Source organism: Ectobacillus ponti (assembly GCF_024294785.1).
GTDB lineage: Bacteria > Bacillota > Bacilli > Bacillales > Bacillaceae_G > Ectobacillus > Ectobacillus ponti.
Window position 1 is genome coordinate 163,474 of sequence record NZ_JANCLT010000003.1, and the last position, 17,225, is coordinate 180,698.

The following is a 17,225-nucleotide window of genomic DNA, read 5'->3' on the forward strand; positions in this document are numbered from 1 at the left end:
GGGTTTACGAAATGACATTACAGCTTGGAACAATTGAACAGGTGCGCGTGCTGCGCCAGACGGACATCGGCTATATGGTTGGAACAGAGGAAGAGGAAGTGCTGCTGCACAATAATGAAGTGGCAGGGGAAATTGAGGTGGATGACGAGATTGACGTGTTCATCTATTCTGATAATCAGAACCGGATTACGGCTACCATGAAAACACCGGCAATCACGACAGAGGACTTCGGCTGGGTGAGCGTGGTCTCTGTGATGAAAAATCTCGGCGTATTTGTAAACATCGGCATTGCGAAGGACATTCTCGTGCCGGAGGATGAGCTGCCGGGCTTCTACGGTGTGTGGCCGGAGGAAGGGGACGAGCTGTACTGCATCCTGAAAGCGACGCGGAATGATCGCCTCATTGCGAAGCTGGCGCGCCAGGAGGATATGGAGGAGCTGGCGGTGGATGCGACAGAGTCCATGTTCAATAAAAACGTGGCCGGCCGCGTGTACCGCTCACTGCGGGTGGGCTCCTTCATCCTGACAGATGAGCACTTCCTTGGCTTTGTCCATGAGTCGGAGCGCCGGGAAGAGCCGCGCCTGGGCCAGCGCGTGGAGGGCCGCATCATTGCGGTGAAGGAAGACGGCACGATCAACGTGTCACTCCTGCCGCGCAAGCAGGAGGGCATGGAAGAGGATGCCGAGCGCATTTACGAGTATATGGAAGGCCGCGGCGGCGCGATGCCGTTTGGCGATAAGACGGGCGCTGAGGATATTAAGGAACGCTTTAACATGAGCAAGGGAGCCTTCAAGCGGGCGCTTGGCAAGCTGATGAAGGACGGCAAGGTGTATCAAGAGGAAGGCTGGACATATTTTGTGCGTGAGGAGAAGGCTTCTGAGTAATCAGAGGCTTTTTTTTGCGGTGTGAAACAATTGTGTGCGGGATGGAACAAAAGAAGCGGAAGTGAAAGAGATTGCTTCGGGGGCTTTGGTGTAATTGGAACAATCTTCCTGAAAAATGAAACAATCTTTTTAAGAAATGGAACAATGTTTTCAAAAAGTGAAACAATCCTCTTTAAAAATGAAACAATTCTCTCCAACGCATATCTCAGACAGTCTAAAAATGAGGAAAACAGGCAGGATTCCTGCCTGTTTTCTTAACGATGGTCTGTTTTCTTGGAGTAATCGTGCTTGCCTGCCTGATAATTTGCTTGCTCCTGCTGGTTTTTCAGCATACGTTCGGCATTATGGTCCTGTTTCTTCTTGTCGTTATCGCTTGTTTTTGGCATGATCGTATCCTCCTTCATGAAATGTGGGGCGGCCGGAGCCTCCCTTCGGTGGGCTGAACAGCCGGCTCCGCTTTTCTATGTTTATCGTCCCCGTTTCCGCACAGACTATGTGTAATACATCTTGAGGAAGGCGGGTGGCGGGATTGCGTCTACCAAAGTTGAATCCGGCAGAGCTGAGCAAGAAGATTGCCATTGTAGCGCTTGGGGGTGTGCTGAATGCCATTGGCATGAACCTGTTTCTGACCCCGGCCAACATCTACGCCAGCGGCTTTGCCGGGCTGTCGCAGCTGCTGTCGCATGTGATTGAAGATTACACGCCCTTCTTTGTTTCCACCGGGACGCTCTACATCTTATTTAATATCCCCGTGATCATTTTGGCCTGGCGCATGGTCGGCAAGGATTTCACCATCTTCAGCTTCATCAGTGTTGCCTTTATGACGCTGTTTTTGGAGCTTGTGCCCATTTATCGGATGTCGCATGATATCATTCTGAACGCGGTGTTCGGCGCGGTTGTCTCTGCATTTGGAACGGGGTTAACGCTGAAATGGGGAGCTTCCACCGGCGGCATGGACATCGTGGTGCTTATTCTGTCCCGGATAAAAGGAAAACCGCTCGGCACCTATTTTTTTGTATTTAACTCCCTGATTATCCTTGCAGCAGGAATTCTGTATGGCGGAGAAAAGGCATTATACACGCTGGTGGCTTTGTACGTATCCTCGCGTGTTATTGATGCCATCCATACAAGACACGTGAAAATTACTGCTTTTATTGTGACGAAAAAGGGGCCGGAAGTGCGAAAGGCCATTCATCAATGCCTCGTGCGCGGCATCACCACCTTGTCGGCAAAAGGGGGATTTACGGATGAGGTGAAGGACGTGCTGATGATTGTTATCACACGGTATGAGCTGTACCAGCTGAAGCGCGTGCTTACCGAGGTGGATTCGAGTGCGTTTGTGAACGTGCTGCATACGGAAGAAGTGATGGGGCTGTTTCGTAAGGATTGATTGGAAGAAAGCCGTCTCCAAAGCCTGGAGGCGGCTCTTCATTGTGCGGTCATCTTCACCTGCTGCAGAATCAGGCCGTCCCGCGGCACTGTCGGCATCCGGCTCAGACTGAAGCCAGTATTCTGCGGGCTAACAGCATAAGTGATGTGATGGAGCAGTACAGTAAAAGCTGCCCGCAGCAGCTCCATCGTCGCCTGTTCTCCGGCGCAGCGGTGCCCGAGCGCCTCACCGCCGCCGTGGGGAATGAATGCGAATATGCCGCCATGCCAATCCTGAAACCGTTCCGGCCGAAAGACATCAGGCTCTTCCCAAAGGCGGGGATCACGGTTTGTCCCATAAATATCGAGAAGGGTGCGGGTTCCTTTCGGAAAGGTGTAAGTGCGCCAAACAAAGGACCGGTGCACTTTTGCCCCGATAAAAGGACCGAATGGATAAAAGCGCCGCACCTCCTGGATGAACCAGTCGATGGACATGCCGCCGCCGAGCAGCTGCTCCCGGCAGCGCGGATGCTCATGCAGGGCCAGCGCCCCGAAGGCGACATAGATGGCAGCGGATGTAACCGTATGTAAAAAATTGTTCAGCTCGGCAGCGGCAATACGGCTGTCCAACAGCTTCCCATCCAAATCGCGGTGCCGGGCAATGCGGGCCAGAGCCAGCTCTTCATCAGTCTGCAGCTCACCGGACCGGACCTGCTTCACAAGGGAGACCAGCCAGCGATCCACTTTCCTGCGCGACCGCTTTCCTTCCCGGTAGCGGGGACCCGCAAAAGCACCTAACGCAGCCACAAGATCGCTGAAGGCTTCGGCCATGTCCGCCACATCCTGAAGCGGCACGCCGGTCCAGCGGCAGGCCACCCGGTAAAAAATTTTACGCGCTTCTGTAAACAGCACGATCTGCTCCTGCTGCTCCCAGGAAGACACAGTCCCCAGCCATTCCTCCCGGGCAATGTCTGAAAGCCGCTGCAGGTGCCCTGCATCCACGAGTGAAAGAAGCAACTGCTTGCGGTGCCGGTGTGCCGCGCTGTCCAGTGTTTGTACGGTGTGTTCCCCGACCATTGTTTTTTGCAGGCGCTTTGGAATGGCCCCCTTTCGCTGAAACTTGTCATCGTCATAGAACAGCCGGGCCGCTTCCTCGCCGCTCATGCAAATCACTTTTATGCCCAGAAAGCGTGTTTGAAACACATCTGTCCCATAGCGCCGGCAGCGGCTGGAGATGAACAGATAGCCTTCCCGCAGCAGATCCAAAGTATGGTCAAAGCCCTTGTCGCGGGGCATCGGCCGCATGTTTTCCATCCTTGCACCCTCCTGTTTGCGGAAAAAGAGGCTGGCATGTGCCAGCCTCTTCCTGCGTTACTGATTTTGGGACATATTTTGCAGCTGATCCTGCATCTCACGCAGCTGAATTTTCTCCGCGCTTGTAGAATGTACATATGCGGAAGAAAGCGCGTTTTTTGCCTTCTCGACCAATTCAGACTGCTCGGATGTGCTGCATTGCACCGCCTGCGACACCATATCTCTTGCTTGCTGGAATAATAGGTTGCCCATTATATACCTCCAAGTGGCGAGTTGTTGCGCTCTTTCTGTGCCTCTGCTTCGGCTAAAGTCATACGATAAGGGAATCGTGCATCATGAAGCGATACAGAATCGCTGCCTTGCTGGATCAGACGCTTGGATCGGTTCTTCTTACCCATTGTCATATTCCCCCTTTAGGTCTGCAGAACTGACACTTGCGGTGTCCTCTATAGTATGTACAGCAGGGGGGAAAGTATAGATGGAAAGGCGTTACAGGCGAAGCAAGTTCTCCAAGTAAACGGCCACTCCGTCATCTTGGTTGGAGAGGGTCACAGCGTTGGCGCGGCGCTTCAGCTCGTCAATACCGTTGCCCATGGCAATGCCGTGTCCGGCAAACTCAATCATTTCAAAGTCGTTATCCTCGTCGCCAAAGGCAACAACGCGCTCCTGTGGAATGCCATAGAAGTCGGCAACACGCTGCAGGCCGACTGCCTTGTTCATGCCGCTCTTGACAATCTCGACAATATGCCACGGCGCGGCCCAACGGCGGTGGTCAATGACTTCCGCATGCACATCGGTGAGATGCGCGCGGATGGACTCCACCTCATGCTCATGGGCATCAATCAGGAGGCACGTCGGCGCATCCTCAAGAAGATGGAGGAGATCGCCTGTATAGACCTTCGGCGAACCGAATTGGAAAATATGCCGCATGCCTTCGTCAATCTCCCGCACATACACATCGTCAATGACTTCCGCATATATGTTTTTCACGCCAAAATCGGCACAGGCGCGGATAATGGTGTGCGCGGTCTCCAGCTCAAGCGGTGTGTGGTACGTGCCCCAGGACGGATCAAGCGGGTGATGGATATAGGCGCCGTTAAAATTAATGATGGGTGTATCTAAGCCCATTTCTTGATAATACATATAGCTTGCGCGGTACGGGCGTCCCGTGGAGATGACGACATGGTGCCCGAGCTGCCGGGCCCTCGCAATTGTGTTCTTGGTCCGTTCAGAAATGGTTTTTTGGTCTGTGAGCAGGGTGCCGTCCAAATCTACGGCGATGAGGTATTTTTCCATGGTATCCCCTTTCTTACCTGTTTGTTCCTATCTTACGACTTTGCGAAAAAGCTGTCTATATTAGGCTGTCAAGCGCAATGGATAAAAATTCAAAAAACTGTTTCGGTTTTTTGGAGAAATTGTGAAATGGGTTACAATCTCCCAGTGAAGCTTTTATAATAAGCATTGTAATCTTCTCGTATAAGTTGTTTGACTCTCCTTTGTGGCTGGCCTCCTTGTGGGTCAGTTCTTTTTTTATGTATATGTGTAACATAAGCGAATATGATGAGCCTGTACAGGAGGGATCCGGATGAAGCAAAAGGTTGTTCTGCTTGGTTCAAATGTGATCGGAAAAGGAAATGAGGCGCTTGGCGAAGTGATTTTGGAGACATTTTTCACCCTGCTGAAGCAGCAGGAGCAGGTGCCGTATGCGGTATTTTGCATGAACAGTGGTGTGCTCGCCATGACAGAGCAGTCGCTTGTCCATGTGCATCTGCAGGAGCTGGAGAGACGCGGCACAAGAATGCTGGCATGTAAAACCTGTGCCGAGGCATATGAGGTAGCGGATGCTCTTGCGGTGGGCGAAATCGGCACCATGCAGGATTTTGTGAAGCTGGCAAGCGAGTTTGAGGTGCTGACGATTTCCTAAACATAACAGGGGAATGGAGGCGCAACCGGTACATACTATAGATGCAGCAACCATGAGAAGGGGGCCAACAGCATGGGACAAAATCATCAGTTCAAGCCTGGGCAAAAAGCGCCTAACAGTGGAGTATATGTGGAAATCGGCGAAACAGGAAGCGGCGTGCGCGACCCGAAATCCATCCGCCTGCATGCCGGGGACAGATTTCCGGAAACAACAAATGATGATCGTGTCTGGACGAAGAAACCAAAGTTCGGGCATTGAGAAGGGAGCTGTCCTCTGGTAAAGGGGGCAGCTTTTTTGTATAATATACATAAAGGTCAATAAAGGTCAAAAGGAGGCTTTCATATGGATTTGAATCGGATGACGGAAAAGCTGCAGCAGGCGATACTTGCGGCGCAATCGATGGCAGCCGCTCATTTCCACCAGGAGGTTGACAGCATCCATGTGCTGGCGGCGCTGCTGGAGCAGGAGGGCGGCCTCGCGGGACGAATTTTGCAGAAGCTGCAGGTGGATACAGAGCGCTTTTCACAGGAGGTGCAGCGGTTGCTTGGCAAGCGGCCGCAGGTGCGTGGCGGCGGTGCGGAAGCCGGCAAGGTATATGTGACTGCCGGCCTGCAGCAGCTGTTTGTCCGGGCGGAGGAGGAAGCGAAGCGGCTGAAGGATGATTACATGTCCGTGGAGCATATGCTGCTGGCGTTCACAGAGGAAAAGAGCGAGCTGGGCCGGCTGCTGGGGCAGTTCGGCGTACAGCGCGAACCGCTTTTGAAGGCATTACTGGAGGTAAGGGGGCATCAGCGCGTGACAAGCCAAAATCCGGAAGGAACCTATGAAGCATTACAGAAATACGGACGTGATCTTGTGGCAGAGGCGCGTCTCGGCAAGATTGATCCGGTGGTGGGGCGCGACAGCGAAATTCGCCGCGTCATCCGCATTTTGTCGCGGAAAACGAAAAACAATCCGGTGCTGATCGGGGAACCCGGCGTCGGCAAAACGGCGATTGTCGAGGGCTTGGCGCAGCGCATCGTGCGCAGAGATGTGCCGGAAGGCCTCAAGGATAAAACGATTTTTTCATTGGACATGAGCGCCCTTGTCGCCGGCGCGAAATTCCGCGGCGAGTTCGAGGAGCGGCTGCAGGCCGTGCTGAAGGAAATTAAAGAGAGCGAAGGGCGCATTCTTTTGTTCATTGACGAGCTGCATACGATTGTCGGCGCCGGGAAAGCGGAAGGGGCCATGGATGCCGGCAACATGCTGAAGCCGATGCTCGCGCGCGGCGAGCTGCACTGCATCGGTGCGACCACGCTGGATGAATACCGCAAGTATATTGAGAAGGACCCGGCGCTTGAACGCCGCTTTCAGCAGGTGCTGGTCGAGGAGCCGACGGTTCTGGATACGATCTCGATCCTGCGCGGCTTGAAGGAGCGCTTTGAAATCCACCATGGCGTGAACATTCATGACCGGGCGCTGGTGGCAGCCGCCACGCTGTCCGACCGTTACATTTCTGACCGCTTTCTGCCGGATAAGGCGATCGACCTTGTGGATGAGGCATGTGCGACAATCCGCACCGAAATTGACTCCATGCCGACAGAATTGGATGAAGTCATGCGCCGGATGATGCAGCTGGAAATTGAGGATGCCGCGCTGCGCAAGGAAACGGATGAGCGGAGCCGGGAGCGGCTGGCGGCCTTGCAGCGGGAGCTGGCGGATTTGAAAGAAACGACAGCAACGATGCGGGCGCAGTGGCAGAGTGAGAAGGAAGAGATTCAACGGGTGCGCGGCTTGCGTGAGCGGCTCGAACGCCTGCGCCATGAGCTGGAGAAAGCGGAGGGCGACTATGACCTGAACCGGGCGGCAGAGCTGCGCCACGGTCGCATTCCGGCGCTGGAAAAGGAGCTGAAGGCTGCAGAGGCGGAGACAGCTGCCAAGCAGCAGGAAGGGCGTTTATTGCGCGAGGAAGTGACGGAGGAGGAAATTGCCGGCATTGTGGCGCGCTGGACAGGCATTCCGATTACCAAGCTGGTAGAAGGCGAACGGGAAAAGCTGCTGCGGCTGGAAAGCATCCTGGCTGAGCGTGTCATCGGCCAGGAGGAGGCGGTGCAGCTTGTGTCTGATGCCGTCCTGCGGGCGCGCGCCGGCATTCAGGACCCGAACCGGCCAATCGGCTCCTTCCTCTTCCTCGGTCCGACCGGCGTCGGCAAGACAGAGCTGGCAAAAACATTGGCGCAGGCTCTGTTTGACAGTGAGGAGCAGATAATCCGGATTGATATGTCCGAGTACATGGAAAAGCACGCTGTATCACGCTTAATCGGGGCGCCTCCGGGCTACGTCGGCTATGAGGAAGGCGGACAGCTGACAGAAGCCGTGCGCCGCAAGCCGTATTCCGTCATTTTGCTCGATGAAGTTGAAAAAGCGCATCCGGAAGTATTCAACGTGCTGCTGCAGATGCTGGATGACGGACGGGTGACGGACTCCCAGGGCCGGACGGTCGATTTCAAAAATACCGTTGTCATTATGACCTCCAACATCGGCTCGCACTACCTGCTGGACGGCGTCGAGGCGGACGGCAGCATTGCCGAGTCTGCACGAAGCTCTGTCATGGCGCAGCTGCGCAGCCACTTCCGGCCGGAGTTTCTGAACCGGGTGGATGAGATCATCCTGTTCAAGCCGCTGACGCAAAGCGAAATTGTCGGCATCGTCGGCAAAATGGTGCGCGGCCTGCAGGAGCGGCTGGCGGAGCGGCAGATTCAGCTGCAGCTGACGGATGCGGCAAAGGCATTCCTCGCTTCGGCCGGCTTTGACCCGGCTTACGGGGCGCGCCCGCTGAAGCGCTACATCCAGCGCCACGTGGAAACGAAGCTGGCCCGGGCCATCATTGCCGGACACATTCACGATAACAGCACGGTAACAGTGGATGTCCGGGACGGAGAGCTTGTTGTGGTTTGACCCTGCCTCGGCAGGGTCTTTTTATGCCTGCATCTGCTACAATAGAGGACAGGCAAACACTGGGGGTGGGCGGATGAACGGGGAGCTTCGGCATCTGGGGGAGTATGAAAACGTGCTCGTCACGGATCAGCATGGCACCATTATTTTTTATGACCTGGCGGATTTGAACGTATTAAAGGAAATCGGGCTGCGTCCGGAGGAATTTATGGATCAGCCTGTAACGGCCATGTATCAAAATTTGACCATGGAAAACAGCACCATTATGAGCGTGCTGAGAACGGGACAGGCTGTGTGCAACACGAGGCAGGAGCTGATGACCAAAAGCGGGGATGTGTTTGTGCTGACAGGCTCCACCTACCCGATTATCGCGGACGGCGCCACCATCGGTGCCATCGAATTTTCCAAGCATTACTACGAGAAGGATAATATCCAATCTCTCAATAAGCGTGCCGTGCACAAGGTATACCGGAAGAACAATACAGTGTATACAATACAGGACTTGATTACAACGAACCCGGCCATGCTTGCCATCAAGCGAAAAATAGAAAGAGTCGCGCCGGCAAATTCAAATGTGCTGCTTGTCGGCAGAACAGGCACAGGCAAGGAAATCGTCGCTCAGTCCATCCATAATCTGAGCGGCAGATTCAATAGCCCGTTCGTTTCCTTAAACTGCGGAGCGGTTCCGCCAAACCTCTTGGAGAGTGTGCTGTTCGGCACAGTCAAGGGAAGCTTTACCGGTGCAGTGGATAAAAAGGGACTGTTTGAAGAGGCGGATGGCGGCACGCTGTTTTTGGATGAAATCAACTCCATGGAGTATTTCCTGCAGGTGAAGCTGCTGAAGGCGATTGAGGAAAAAACGATCTGGCGGGTGGGCGGCGGCCGGCCGGTTCATGTGAATGTCCGGATTCTCGCGGCGGTGAATGAAGACCCGGAGCTGCTGATGGCGGAAAAACGGATGCGCGAGGATTTGTATTACCGCCTGAGTGTGGTGCAGCTGGATTTGCCGGAGCTGCGGGAGCGGCCGGAGGATATTGAGCTTTTGCTTTGGCATTATATTCATTTTTATAACAGCAGCATGAATATGCAGATCGAGAGCGTGCAGCCTGAGGTGCTGGCATGCCTGCAGCAGTACCATTGGCCGGGAAATATCCGTGAGTTGCGGAATGCGGTCGAGACCGCATATCACAACGTTTCCTCTCATGAAATGACGCTGGAAGACCTTCCGCGCCGCATCAGGGAGTCGCGCCAAGAGACGGCATGCCCGCCAGCGACACTGAAGGAGGCTGTGGAGCAATATGAAATGCAGCTTGTACAGCAGGAATGGCACCGGTCGGGCGGAAAGCTGACACTGGCGGCAGAGCAGCTCGGCATTTCCAAGCAGCTGCTGAAGTATAAAATAGATAAATACGGACTGTAAAAGATCCTTTGCGAAGGATCTTTTTTACATATTGTCAAAAAAATTTTACAATATCCTGCGTCCGGCATAAGGAAAAGCCTGTGAAAGCTGATATGTGACAGTTCTGACAACTTGGCATGAAACTTGCTTTATAGGTAGATGTGGCGTTTGTCCCACAGGCCGACTAAAGCACTTATATTATCTGTCAATGTGCTGCTGGGACAAAGCCATTATGAGAGGAGGAGAGAGAAGCTATGGAGCAACAACATTATGATTTACAACGCGGACTGAAGCGCCGCCACATTACCATGATTTCCATCGGCGGCACCATCGGGACAGGCCTGTTTTTGGCTTCCGGCAACGTTGTGTCCAAGGCAGGCGCCTTGGGCGGACCGATTGCGTATCTTGCAATCGGCATTCTTGTGTATGTACTGATGAAGGGGCTTGGCGAAATGTCCACCTTCATGCCGGTATCCGGTGCATACACCACGTATTCCGGCTTGTTTGTGCACCCTGTGCTGGGATTTATGGTCGGGTGGAACCTATGCATTAACGGTTTCCTTGGTCTTGGCGCGGAAATTGTGGGCGGTGCGATGATTCTCAATCAATTTTTCCCAGCTATATCTCCAGGCATCTTTTGTGTCATTCTCTCCCTGATTATTCTGGGACTGAACATGATTGATGTGAAATCGTATGGAGAAGCGGAATATTGGTTTGCCGGCATTAAGGTCATTGCAATTATTGTGTTCCTCATTGTTGGTGTGCTTGTCCTGTTTGGCATCGTCGGCAAGCAAGGCTTTATCGGGCTGTCCAACTGGAATGGCGCCTCTATGTTCCCGAATGGATTCTCGGCAGTGGTGCTGATGATGACGGGAGTGGTCTGGTCATATCTCGGGATTGAAACCGTTGTGACGGCAGCAGGAGAAGCGGAGGAACCGCAGAAAAACATTCCAAGAGCGATCAACACCATCTTTTTCCGTATTTTGCTGCTCTATGTCGGCTCCGTTACCGTGATGGGGTTGGTCGTGCCGTATCAAAATGTAAGTGTCCTGACAAACGGCTATGCCGGCTTGTTCAGTCTCGCCGGCATTCCGGGTGCGGCGGTCGTGATGAACATAGTCATCTTGACATCTTTAGCATCGGCGGCAAATTCCGTGGTGTATGCCCTGAGCCGGACGCTTGTGGCTATGTCGAAGGAACGTAAAGCGCCGAAGGCTTTGGCGAAGGTAAACAAGCGCGGCATTCCGACAAATGCTGTGCTTCTTACGCTGGTGCTCGGGCAGGTGTCCCTCATTACAAACTTCGTTTCGCCGGATAAGGTGTTCGTCTGGCTCGTTTCGATTGCCGGCTTTAACACCTTGCTTGGCTGGTTCGGCAGCTTCCTCGCCCATTACCGCTTCCGCAAGTGGCTGACAGCGAATGGCGGCGCTGTGGAGAAGCTGAAGTTCAAAATGGGGGCATATCCGCTTCCGACCATCCTCTGTCTTGTTGCGTTGGCGGCCATCGCAGCTTATACGGCCTACAGCCCGGATACAAGATTTTCCTTCTATATCGGCGCTCCCATGCTCGTATTATATTTCCTGATTGGCGCTTATCTGCATGCCAAGGGAAGGCTGCGCGAGCCGGAGTACCGTCCGTTTTTGGAGGCTCATATAGCAGAGGGGGAACAGCCGGCCCGCCTTGCAGCCGGCGACCTATCAAACTAGCAAAAGGAGAGCAGACAATTGAACAAGAACAATTTGGAACTGGCAGTCCGGCTGCGCCATGAGCTGCATGCGCACCCGGAGCTGTCCAATTACGAGATATGGACGAAGCAGCGACTGATGGATTTTCTAAAGGAGCATACCCATTTGGAGCTTGTGGACCGGGGCCGCTGGTTTTACGCGGTCTACCGCTCCGTAATCGGAAGACGGAACATTGCCTTCCGGGCAGATTTTGATGCGCTGCCGATGGAGGAAATGCTGGATTTGCCGTATGCCTCGCAAATTCCCGGGGTTTCCCATAAATGCGGCCACGACGGGCATTCGGCAGCCCTGTGCGCCTTTGCTTTGGAGCTGGAGCAAAACGGGTGTGACAACAACATCTTTTTTTTGTTCCAGCATGCCGAGGAAACCGGCGACGGTGCAGCAGAATGCGCGGTATTTATTGGGGAAAATGAGATTGAAGAGATTTTTGCCTGGCATAATATGAGCGGCTCCCAGGAGAATGCGGTATACGTCATTGACGGCACGGCGCATTATGCCTCCAAAGGGATGACCATTCATATGGAGGGGGTGCCCGCCCACGCGAGCGAGCCGGAGAAGGGCATCAATCCCGCCTTTGCTTTTGCAAAAGTGATAGATGCCGTTCCGGAGCTTATCAGTTCTTCAGATTACAAGGGGCAGGTGCTGTGCACGGTCGTTCACGTGGACATTGGCGGGAAGTCGTTTGGGCTCAGCGCCAGCAAAGGGGATTTGCGCCTCACGCTGCGCGGCCGTTATGAAGAAGAGCTGAAGCAGCTGCAGGAAAAGATAGAGGAGCTGGCAGCGGCGGAAGCAGGGCGGTATGGACTGCAGCTTCATTTTGCCTATCAGGATGAGTTCCCGGAAACCGCAAACGACAAGGAAAGCTCGGATAAAATCCGCCGGGTTTGCCGGGAAAAGGGCATTCCGCTGCTTGAGCTGTCTGAGCCGTTCCGCGGCTCTGAGGACTTCGGCCACTATACGAAGCTGACCAAGGGTGCGTATACGTATGTCGGCAACGGCGAGAACTATCCGCACCTGCACAGCTATGCGTTTGATTTTAACGATAACATTATCGAGACAGCTGTAGAGCTGCTGAAGGGATTGGCTGAGACATAAGGGGTGCCGCATTGTGCGGCACTTTTTTTATGGCAAAGCTGCAGATGTTATTGAAAACGAGAGTGCAAAATATATTTGCGTATATCTGCAAATTTTATCCATTGAAAGCAAAATAATTTTGCGTATAAGGTCTCTTTTTGCGATAAAACCGCACTTTGAAGATTGGTACACTTATTGCAACATAAGAAAGGTGAAAAAGGCGGCTATGCGGGAAAGCTGGCGGCGCCATAGAGAGGGGTATACAGATGGGGGTACATACGGTAGAGGATCTTCAAAGACAAGCAGAGATTGAGAAGGAGGGCCTGGGGCTGTTTCAATCCACCCAGTCCGTCATTCGGGAGGCGCTTGAGAAGCTTGGCTATACGGATGAGCATTATGAGCTGCTGAAGGAGCCGCTGCGCATGCTGACGGTCCGGATTCCGGTGCGGATGGATGATGGAACAGTCAAGGTATTCACCGGCTATCGGTCGCAGCACAATGATGCGGTTGGCCCGACCAAGGGTGGTGTCCGGTTTCATCCGGAGGTCAACGAAGATGAAGTGAAGGCCTTGTCTATTTGGATGAGCCTGAAGTGCGGCATCGTGGATTTGCCGTATGGCGGCGGCAAGGGCGGCATCATATGCGATCCGCGGGAGATGTCCTTCCGGGAGCTGGAGCGCCTGAGCCGCGGCTACGTGCGGGCCATCAGCCAGCTTGTCGGGCCGACGAAGGATATTCCGGCGCCTGATGTGTTCACGAATTCGCAGATTATGGCCTGGATGATGGACGAGTACAGCCGCATCCGCGAGTTTGATTCCCCGGGCTTTATTACCGGGAAACCGCTGGTGCTGGGCGGATCGCACGGCCGCGAGACGGCAACCGCAAGAGGCGTGACCATCTGTATTGAGGAAGCGGTGAAGAAGAAGGGTATATCCCTGCAGGGAGCCAGAGTCGTCATCCAAGGCTTCGGCAATGCCGGCAGCTATCTCGCCAAGTTCATGTATGACTCCGGTGCAAAGGTAATCGGCATTTCCGATGCCTACGGCGCACTATATGATCCGCAAGGCCTGGACATTGATGACCTGCTGGACCGCCGTGACAGCTTCGGCACAGTAACAAAGCTGTTTCAGCATACCATTACGAACAAGGAATTATTGGAGCTGGATTGTGATATTCTTGTGCCGGCGGCGATTTCCAATCAGATCACAGCGGAAAACGCCCCCCGCATCCGGGCTTCTATCGTGGTGGAAGCGGCAAACGGGCCGACGACTCTGGAGGCAACAGAGATTTTGACGTCCCGGGGCATCCTGCTTGTACCTGACGTATTGGCCAGTGCCGGCGGAGTGACGGTATCTTATTTTGAGTGGGTGCAAAACCAGCAGGGCTATTATTGGACTGAGGAAGAGGTGGAGCAGAAGCTGACAAAGGTGATGGTGGAGTCCTTCAACAAAATCTACGACGCGGCTCATATCCATCAGGTCAATATGAGATTGGCAGCCTACATGGTTGGCGTCCGCAAGATGGCGGAGGCTTCCCGGTTCCGTGGCTGGATTTAAGCCGGCGGGGAATCTCAGGCAGGCTGCGGGAATAGCCCCTGCTGCCAAACGCAGTGATATCAAGCATGTATAAAAAGTTGTATAGATGATACCGACGGCAGGGATCCCTAACCCTTGCCGTTATTGTGTTTCGAGGAAAAATTCACTGCCTATAATGTTGCGTTATGTCTACCTATCATGAATAAAAGATACATCTAAAAATCTGAATAAATTGTTTTTTCAAAATTAATGGCGCGATTAGAAGAAGGAGGTAGACAAGAATATATTGGTTTAAAGATGGGTAAGCGAAGGTAGAAACAAACATTGGGAAGTGGGAGTGGATGAAGAGGGAAGTGGTATTATTCTCTACTTAAATTATATCATTAGGCATAAATTATTTATAGGCTATTCTTTTTATAGATTCAACACTATAGTGTTTATATGCAAACCTAAAAATAGGGGGGATGAATGTGGACGACAAAAAAGAGGTCTTAGACAATGGTCCTTTTTTCCATGGTACTAAAGCGGAACTGAAGATTGGTGATTTGCTACAGCCACAACACTTATCTAATTACCAAGATAAAAAATCCAATTATATCTATTTTACCGCAACATTAGACGCTGCTAAATGGGGTGCTGAATTAGCAACATCTAAATCCCAAGAAAAAATTTATATTGTAGAACCATTAGGTGAATTTGAAAATGACCCGAACGTAACTGACAAGAAATTTCCCGGGAATCCAACACGCTCCTATAGATCTAAATCACCATTGAAGATAATAGCTGAATTAGGTTCATGGGAAAGACATTCCGAAGAACAAATAAATCACATGATTGCAGCTATAAATAAGCTGCGTGAAGAAGGGAAATTTGTAATATACGATTAATCCACAGATATACAGTGGTTGACAATCTTAGCATAGGTAGGGTTCAGATTACACAAGAAGAGTTACAGAAACGTGAGCAGATGACATTGCTTGAAACACAATGATTAACCAACTGCCAATAGCGGATGTTATGTAAACAAAAACGGGGAATAACATCCTCCGTTTTTGTTTTAATTATGTATTAGCATGTATTAGTTTTGATTTGAGTTCATTCAGAATTTTCTTTCTTTCTTCAAAATCCTCATCTTCTCCACCTTCTGCCCAAAGCTCTAAATCTGCGCCTTTATCAATCAATTCAAGAGCTTTTACTCGTACCTCTTCTTGAAGTAGATTTTTTTCCAATTGCGCAGCTGCAAGCCCGGTATATACCCAAGATACTACTTCTAAATCCTCTTCCTCATCGTGATCTTCTAAATGTGTATTCAATATTTCTTTTGTTGCTTCTTCAACAGACAAACCTTCTTCTAATAATTCATAGAAATCATCTCTGACATCACAGGTTGTATCATTATCAAAAATGCCAGTTCCCCATGCCCCCATTTAGTAACTCCCCTTTTCCCTTAAGAATTCAGGTCATATTTCAATTCAATTATACTACATGAAAATTACCGCTGACGACCATGTTACGTTAAAAAAATAGCCAATACGACTGTTTTTTGTGTCCCCATTCTGTTCCTGCGGTTCCATAGCTTAACAGTAGTTGCATTTGAAAATTCCCTAATAAAATCAAGGATTGAATCAGTGCCAAAATATAGCGCCATAAATGAAAGGGAGAAAATCACATGAAAACTGGGAGGCGAGGGTGTGTGAGCTATAGTCCAAGACTTGACCGTGCAAATTGGGGGCAGCAGAAGGGTGCGGGGATATTGAGGGAGAAAGCTTCCGCGCTCATCTATGAAAAATGAGCATCAAGAAAAGCTGGGATTTCCTGATTGACTCTGTGTTGTAAAACATAACAAGAGTTGTGAAACAGCTGGGTGCCAAGAGGATGTTCATGTTGCCTTGCCTCTGGTTACAGCAACATAAAAAAACCCGCGGCTGCGGGCTTTTTCGTTTAATGATGCTCGTGGTGAGGCACAGGATCGTTCGGGATCAAAGAACCAATAGCGATTACCAGCACCGCAAACACAACGGACATAATGGAGGCATTTGCGAAGTTATACTCGTTGCCTGTCATTGCGCCGATTACATAGCTGATCATTTGCACAAGCAGGAAGCTCCAGATGAAAGCCCATACAAAACGCATGCTTGTTCACTCCTTTACTCAGTCAATCTCCACCTATTGTAACACAAATTTTCTGGCGGGACAGAAAATATTTTCCCCTTGACTCGGACAATTTCATCCATTCGACATACATTATAGAAGGAAGCTTAACGCTGGTACGTAAGGCGGGATAGTATGGAAATACGGGAACGTTACTTCTTTCTGGAACAAGAGCCATGTGTCATCCATCTGCCGGAGAAGCCGAACGGGTTCGGGGTGCTGCTCATTGGCGATGTCAACTACTCCATCGAGAACGGTACAAGTTCATGGGTGCAGCATCCGGGCAAGAGCTTGCTGCTGGAGGAGCTGCGACGCGCGGGATACACGGTCTTCTCTTCCAATCTATACGGCCGTCATTGGGGAAGCGACAAGGCGCTGCGCCTTGCCAAGCGCTTGTATCATATTGTCATGAAAAAGGAAATTTTGAATGAACAGATTCATATAGTAGCAGAAGGGATGGGCGCGCTGACTGCCCTGGAGCTTATGTCCGAGATGAGCAGCAGCATCCGTTCAGCCGTCCTGCTGAACCCTTGCCTGGATTTGCCGCTGCATATCGGGCTGGAACGGGAGCATAAATTCTTCTATAAACGGCTGCTTCGCGAGCTGCAGGAGGCTTACGGTGTATCTGAGGAAGAGCTGGCCGATGCAGTTGCCTGCAAGTCCTACCATCACCACCCTTCCTGTGTGCCGGTAAAGCTGTTTGTGCCGACACATGAGCGGAAGGAGCGGAAGACGATACACCGTGATTTCGAAGCGAAACGGCTGCAGGAGGGCTGCGATGTGTCGCTCTCCTTTCATTTGCAGGATGCCAGGGTGAAGCTGGCGAACTCGATTGTCCAGTTCTTTCGGCGATATGAGGGCTCTCTATGAAGGCGGCCGGCCTGCCATGGAGAGCTG

At 52.0% G+C, this 17,225-nt stretch carries 18 protein-coding genes; 11 read left to right on the forward strand and 7 right to left on the reverse strand.

The window, feature by feature from the left end; translation table 11 throughout:
• The first annotated feature begins 11 nt into the window (after nt 1–11).
• Nucleotides 12–884 (forward strand): CvfB family protein, encoded by an 873-nt coding sequence (locus NK662_RS06950; protein ID WP_254758192.1) that lies wholly within the window; start codon nt 12–14, stop codon nt 882–884.
• 254 nt (nt 885–1,138) lie between these two features.
• Here NK662_RS06950 and NK662_RS06955 read toward each other — a convergent pair whose 3' ends face one another.
• Nucleotides 1,139–1,270 (reverse strand): DUF3941 domain-containing protein, encoded by a 132-nt coding sequence (locus NK662_RS06955; protein ID WP_254758193.1) that lies wholly within the window; start codon nt 1,268–1,270, stop codon nt 1,139–1,141.
• A 143-nt stretch (nt 1,271–1,413) separates the two neighbouring features.
• On the opposite strand from NK662_RS06955, the gene NK662_RS06960 reads away from it, so the two are divergent.
• Entirely contained in the window at nt 1,414–2,274 is an 861-nt protein-coding gene (locus NK662_RS06960) for a YitT family protein (RefSeq protein ID WP_254758194.1), read from the forward strand.
• Between the two features lie 38 nt (nt 2,275–2,312).
• Here the strand turns inward: NK662_RS06960 and NK662_RS06965 are convergent, their stop codons facing one another.
• The 4 genes from NK662_RS06965 to NK662_RS06980 form a co-directional block, all read right to left on the reverse strand.
• Entirely contained in the window at nt 2,313–3,566 is a 1,254-nt protein-coding gene (locus NK662_RS06965) for a cytochrome P450 (protein ID WP_254758195.1), read from the reverse strand.
• 57 nt (nt 3,567–3,623) lie between these two features.
• Nucleotides 3,624–3,818: a DUF3813 domain-containing protein gene (locus tag NK662_RS06970; RefSeq protein WP_254758196.1), complete on the reverse strand. Its 195-nt coding sequence runs from the start codon at nt 3,816–3,818 to the stop codon at nt 3,624–3,626.
• Complete coding sequence (locus NK662_RS06975; RefSeq protein WP_254758197.1) at nt 3,818–3,964, reverse strand: competence protein; 147 nt, start codon at nt 3,962–3,964, stop codon at nt 3,818–3,820. The genes NK662_RS06970 and NK662_RS06975 overlap by 1 nt, the downstream gene beginning before the upstream one ends.
• A gap of 91 nt (nt 3,965–4,055) precedes the next feature.
• Entirely contained in the window at nt 4,056–4,862 is an 807-nt protein-coding gene (locus tag NK662_RS06980) for a Cof-type HAD-IIB family hydrolase (protein ID WP_254758198.1), read from the reverse strand.
• Nucleotides 4,863–5,151: 289 nt separating this feature from the next.
• On the opposite strand from NK662_RS06980, the gene NK662_RS06985 reads away from it, so the two are divergent.
• The 8 genes from NK662_RS06985 (at nt 5,152) to arr (ending at nt 15,064) form a co-directional block, all read left to right on the forward strand.
• Nucleotides 5,152–5,490: a transcriptional regulator gene (locus NK662_RS06985; protein ID WP_254758199.1), complete on the forward strand. Its 339-nt coding sequence runs from the start codon at nt 5,152–5,154 to the stop codon at nt 5,488–5,490.
• Nucleotides 5,491–5,562: 72 nt separating this feature from the next.
• Complete coding sequence (locus tag NK662_RS06990; protein ID WP_254758200.1) at nt 5,563–5,748, forward strand: YjzC family protein; 186 nt, start codon at nt 5,563–5,565, stop codon at nt 5,746–5,748.
• Between the two features lie 84 nt (nt 5,749–5,832).
• Entirely contained in the window at nt 5,833–8,427 is a 2,595-nt protein-coding gene (gene clpB / locus NK662_RS06995) for an ATP-dependent chaperone ClpB (protein WP_254758201.1), read from the forward strand.
• 73 nt (nt 8,428–8,500) lie between these two features.
• On the forward strand, nt 8,501–9,844 hold the full coding sequence (locus NK662_RS07000) for a sigma-54 interaction domain-containing protein (protein ID WP_254758202.1): 1,344 nt from the start codon (nt 8,501–8,503) through the stop codon (nt 9,842–9,844).
• Between the two features lie 233 nt (nt 9,845–10,077).
• On the forward strand, nt 10,078–11,529 hold the full coding sequence (locus NK662_RS07005) for an amino acid permease (RefSeq protein WP_254758203.1): 1,452 nt from the start codon (nt 10,078–10,080) through the stop codon (nt 11,527–11,529).
• A gap of 18 nt (nt 11,530–11,547) precedes the next feature.
• On the forward strand, nt 11,548–12,663 hold the full coding sequence (locus NK662_RS07010; RefSeq protein ID WP_254758204.1) for a M20 metallopeptidase family protein: 1,116 nt from the start codon (nt 11,548–11,550) through the stop codon (nt 12,661–12,663).
• A 245-nt stretch (nt 12,664–12,908) separates the two neighbouring features.
• Entirely contained in the window at nt 12,909–14,198 is a 1,290-nt protein-coding gene (locus NK662_RS07015; RefSeq protein WP_254758205.1) for a Glu/Leu/Phe/Val family dehydrogenase, read from the forward strand.
• Between the two features lie 443 nt (nt 14,199–14,641).
• Nucleotides 14,642–15,064, forward strand: a complete 423-nt coding sequence (arr, locus tag NK662_RS07020) for an NAD(+)--rifampin ADP-ribosyltransferase (RefSeq protein WP_279663845.1) — start codon at nt 14,642–14,644, stop codon at nt 15,062–15,064.
• 174 nt (nt 15,065–15,238) lie between these two features.
• Here the strand turns inward: arr and NK662_RS07025 are convergent, their stop codons facing one another.
• Together NK662_RS07025 and NK662_RS07030 are read right to left on the reverse strand one after the other, a co-directional pair.
• The gene (locus tag NK662_RS07025; protein ID WP_254758207.1) at nt 15,239–15,604 is read right to left on the reverse strand and encodes a DUF4259 domain-containing protein; all 366 of its coding nucleotides are present in this window, start codon (nt 15,602–15,604) and stop codon (nt 15,239–15,241) included.
• A 514-nt stretch (nt 15,605–16,118) separates the two neighbouring features.
• Nucleotides 16,119–16,310, reverse strand: coding sequence for a YjzD family protein (locus NK662_RS07030; protein ID WP_254758208.1), 192 nt, complete (start codon nt 16,308–16,310; stop codon nt 16,119–16,121).
• Between the two features lie 153 nt (nt 16,311–16,463).
• Here NK662_RS07030 and NK662_RS07035 point away from each other — a divergent pair, with 153 nt between their 5' ends.
• Nucleotides 16,464–17,198 carry an alpha/beta hydrolase family protein gene (locus NK662_RS07035; RefSeq protein WP_254758209.1) on the forward strand — a complete coding sequence of 245 codons (735 nt, stop codon included), beginning with the start codon at nt 16,464–16,466 and terminating at the stop codon, nt 17,196–17,198.
• Nucleotides 17,199–17,225 lie beyond the last annotated feature (27 nt).

Bases quoted from the DNA above. Each gene is read 5' to 3' on its own strand.
- NK662_RS07000 (WP_254758202.1), top strand. From the start codon at position 8,501: ATGAACGGGGAGCTTCGGCATCTGGGGGAGTATGAAAACGTGCTCGTC.
- NK662_RS06980 (WP_254758198.1), bottom strand. From the start codon at position 4,862: ATGGAAAAATACCTCATCGCCGTAGATTTGGACGGCACCCTGCTCACA.
- NK662_RS07035 (WP_254758209.1), top strand. From the start codon at position 16,464: ATGGAAATACGGGAACGTTACTTCTTTCTGGAACAAGAGCCATGTGTC.
- NK662_RS06975 (WP_254758197.1), bottom strand. From the start codon at position 3,964: ATGGGTAAGAAGAACCGATCCAAGCGTCTGATCCAGCAAGGCAGCGAT.
- NK662_RS07030 (WP_254758208.1), bottom strand. From the start codon at position 16,310: ATGCGTTTTGTATGGGCTTTCATCTGGAGCTTCCTGCTTGTGCAAATG.
- NK662_RS06955 (WP_254758193.1), bottom strand. From the start codon at position 1,270: ATGCCAAAAACAAGCGATAACGACAAGAAGAAACAGGACCATAATGCC.
- NK662_RS07015 (WP_254758205.1), top strand. From the start codon at position 12,909: ATGGGGGTACATACGGTAGAGGATCTTCAAAGACAAGCAGAGATTGAG.
- NK662_RS07005 (WP_254758203.1), top strand. From the start codon at position 10,078: ATGGAGCAACAACATTATGATTTACAACGCGGACTGAAGCGCCGCCAC.
- NK662_RS06950 (WP_254758192.1), top strand. From the start codon at position 12: ATGACATTACAGCTTGGAACAATTGAACAGGTGCGCGTGCTGCGCCAG.
- NK662_RS07025 (WP_254758207.1), bottom strand. From the start codon at position 15,604: ATGGGGGCATGGGGAACTGGCATTTTTGATAATGATACAACCTGTGAT.
- NK662_RS06970 (WP_254758196.1), bottom strand. From the start codon at position 3,818: ATGGGCAACCTATTATTCCAGCAAGCAAGAGATATGGTGTCGCAGGCG.
- arr (WP_279663845.1), top strand. From the start codon at position 14,642: ATGAATGTGGACGACAAAAAAGAGGTCTTAGACAATGGTCCTTTTTTC.
- NK662_RS06985 (WP_254758199.1), top strand. From the start codon at position 5,152: ATGAAGCAAAAGGTTGTTCTGCTTGGTTCAAATGTGATCGGAAAAGGA.
- NK662_RS06990 (WP_254758200.1), top strand. From the start codon at position 5,563: ATGGGACAAAATCATCAGTTCAAGCCTGGGCAAAAAGCGCCTAACAGT.
- clpB (WP_254758201.1), top strand. From the start codon at position 5,833: ATGGATTTGAATCGGATGACGGAAAAGCTGCAGCAGGCGATACTTGCG.
- NK662_RS06965 (WP_254758195.1), bottom strand. From the start codon at position 3,566: ATGGAAAACATGCGGCCGATGCCCCGCGACAAGGGCTTTGACCATACT.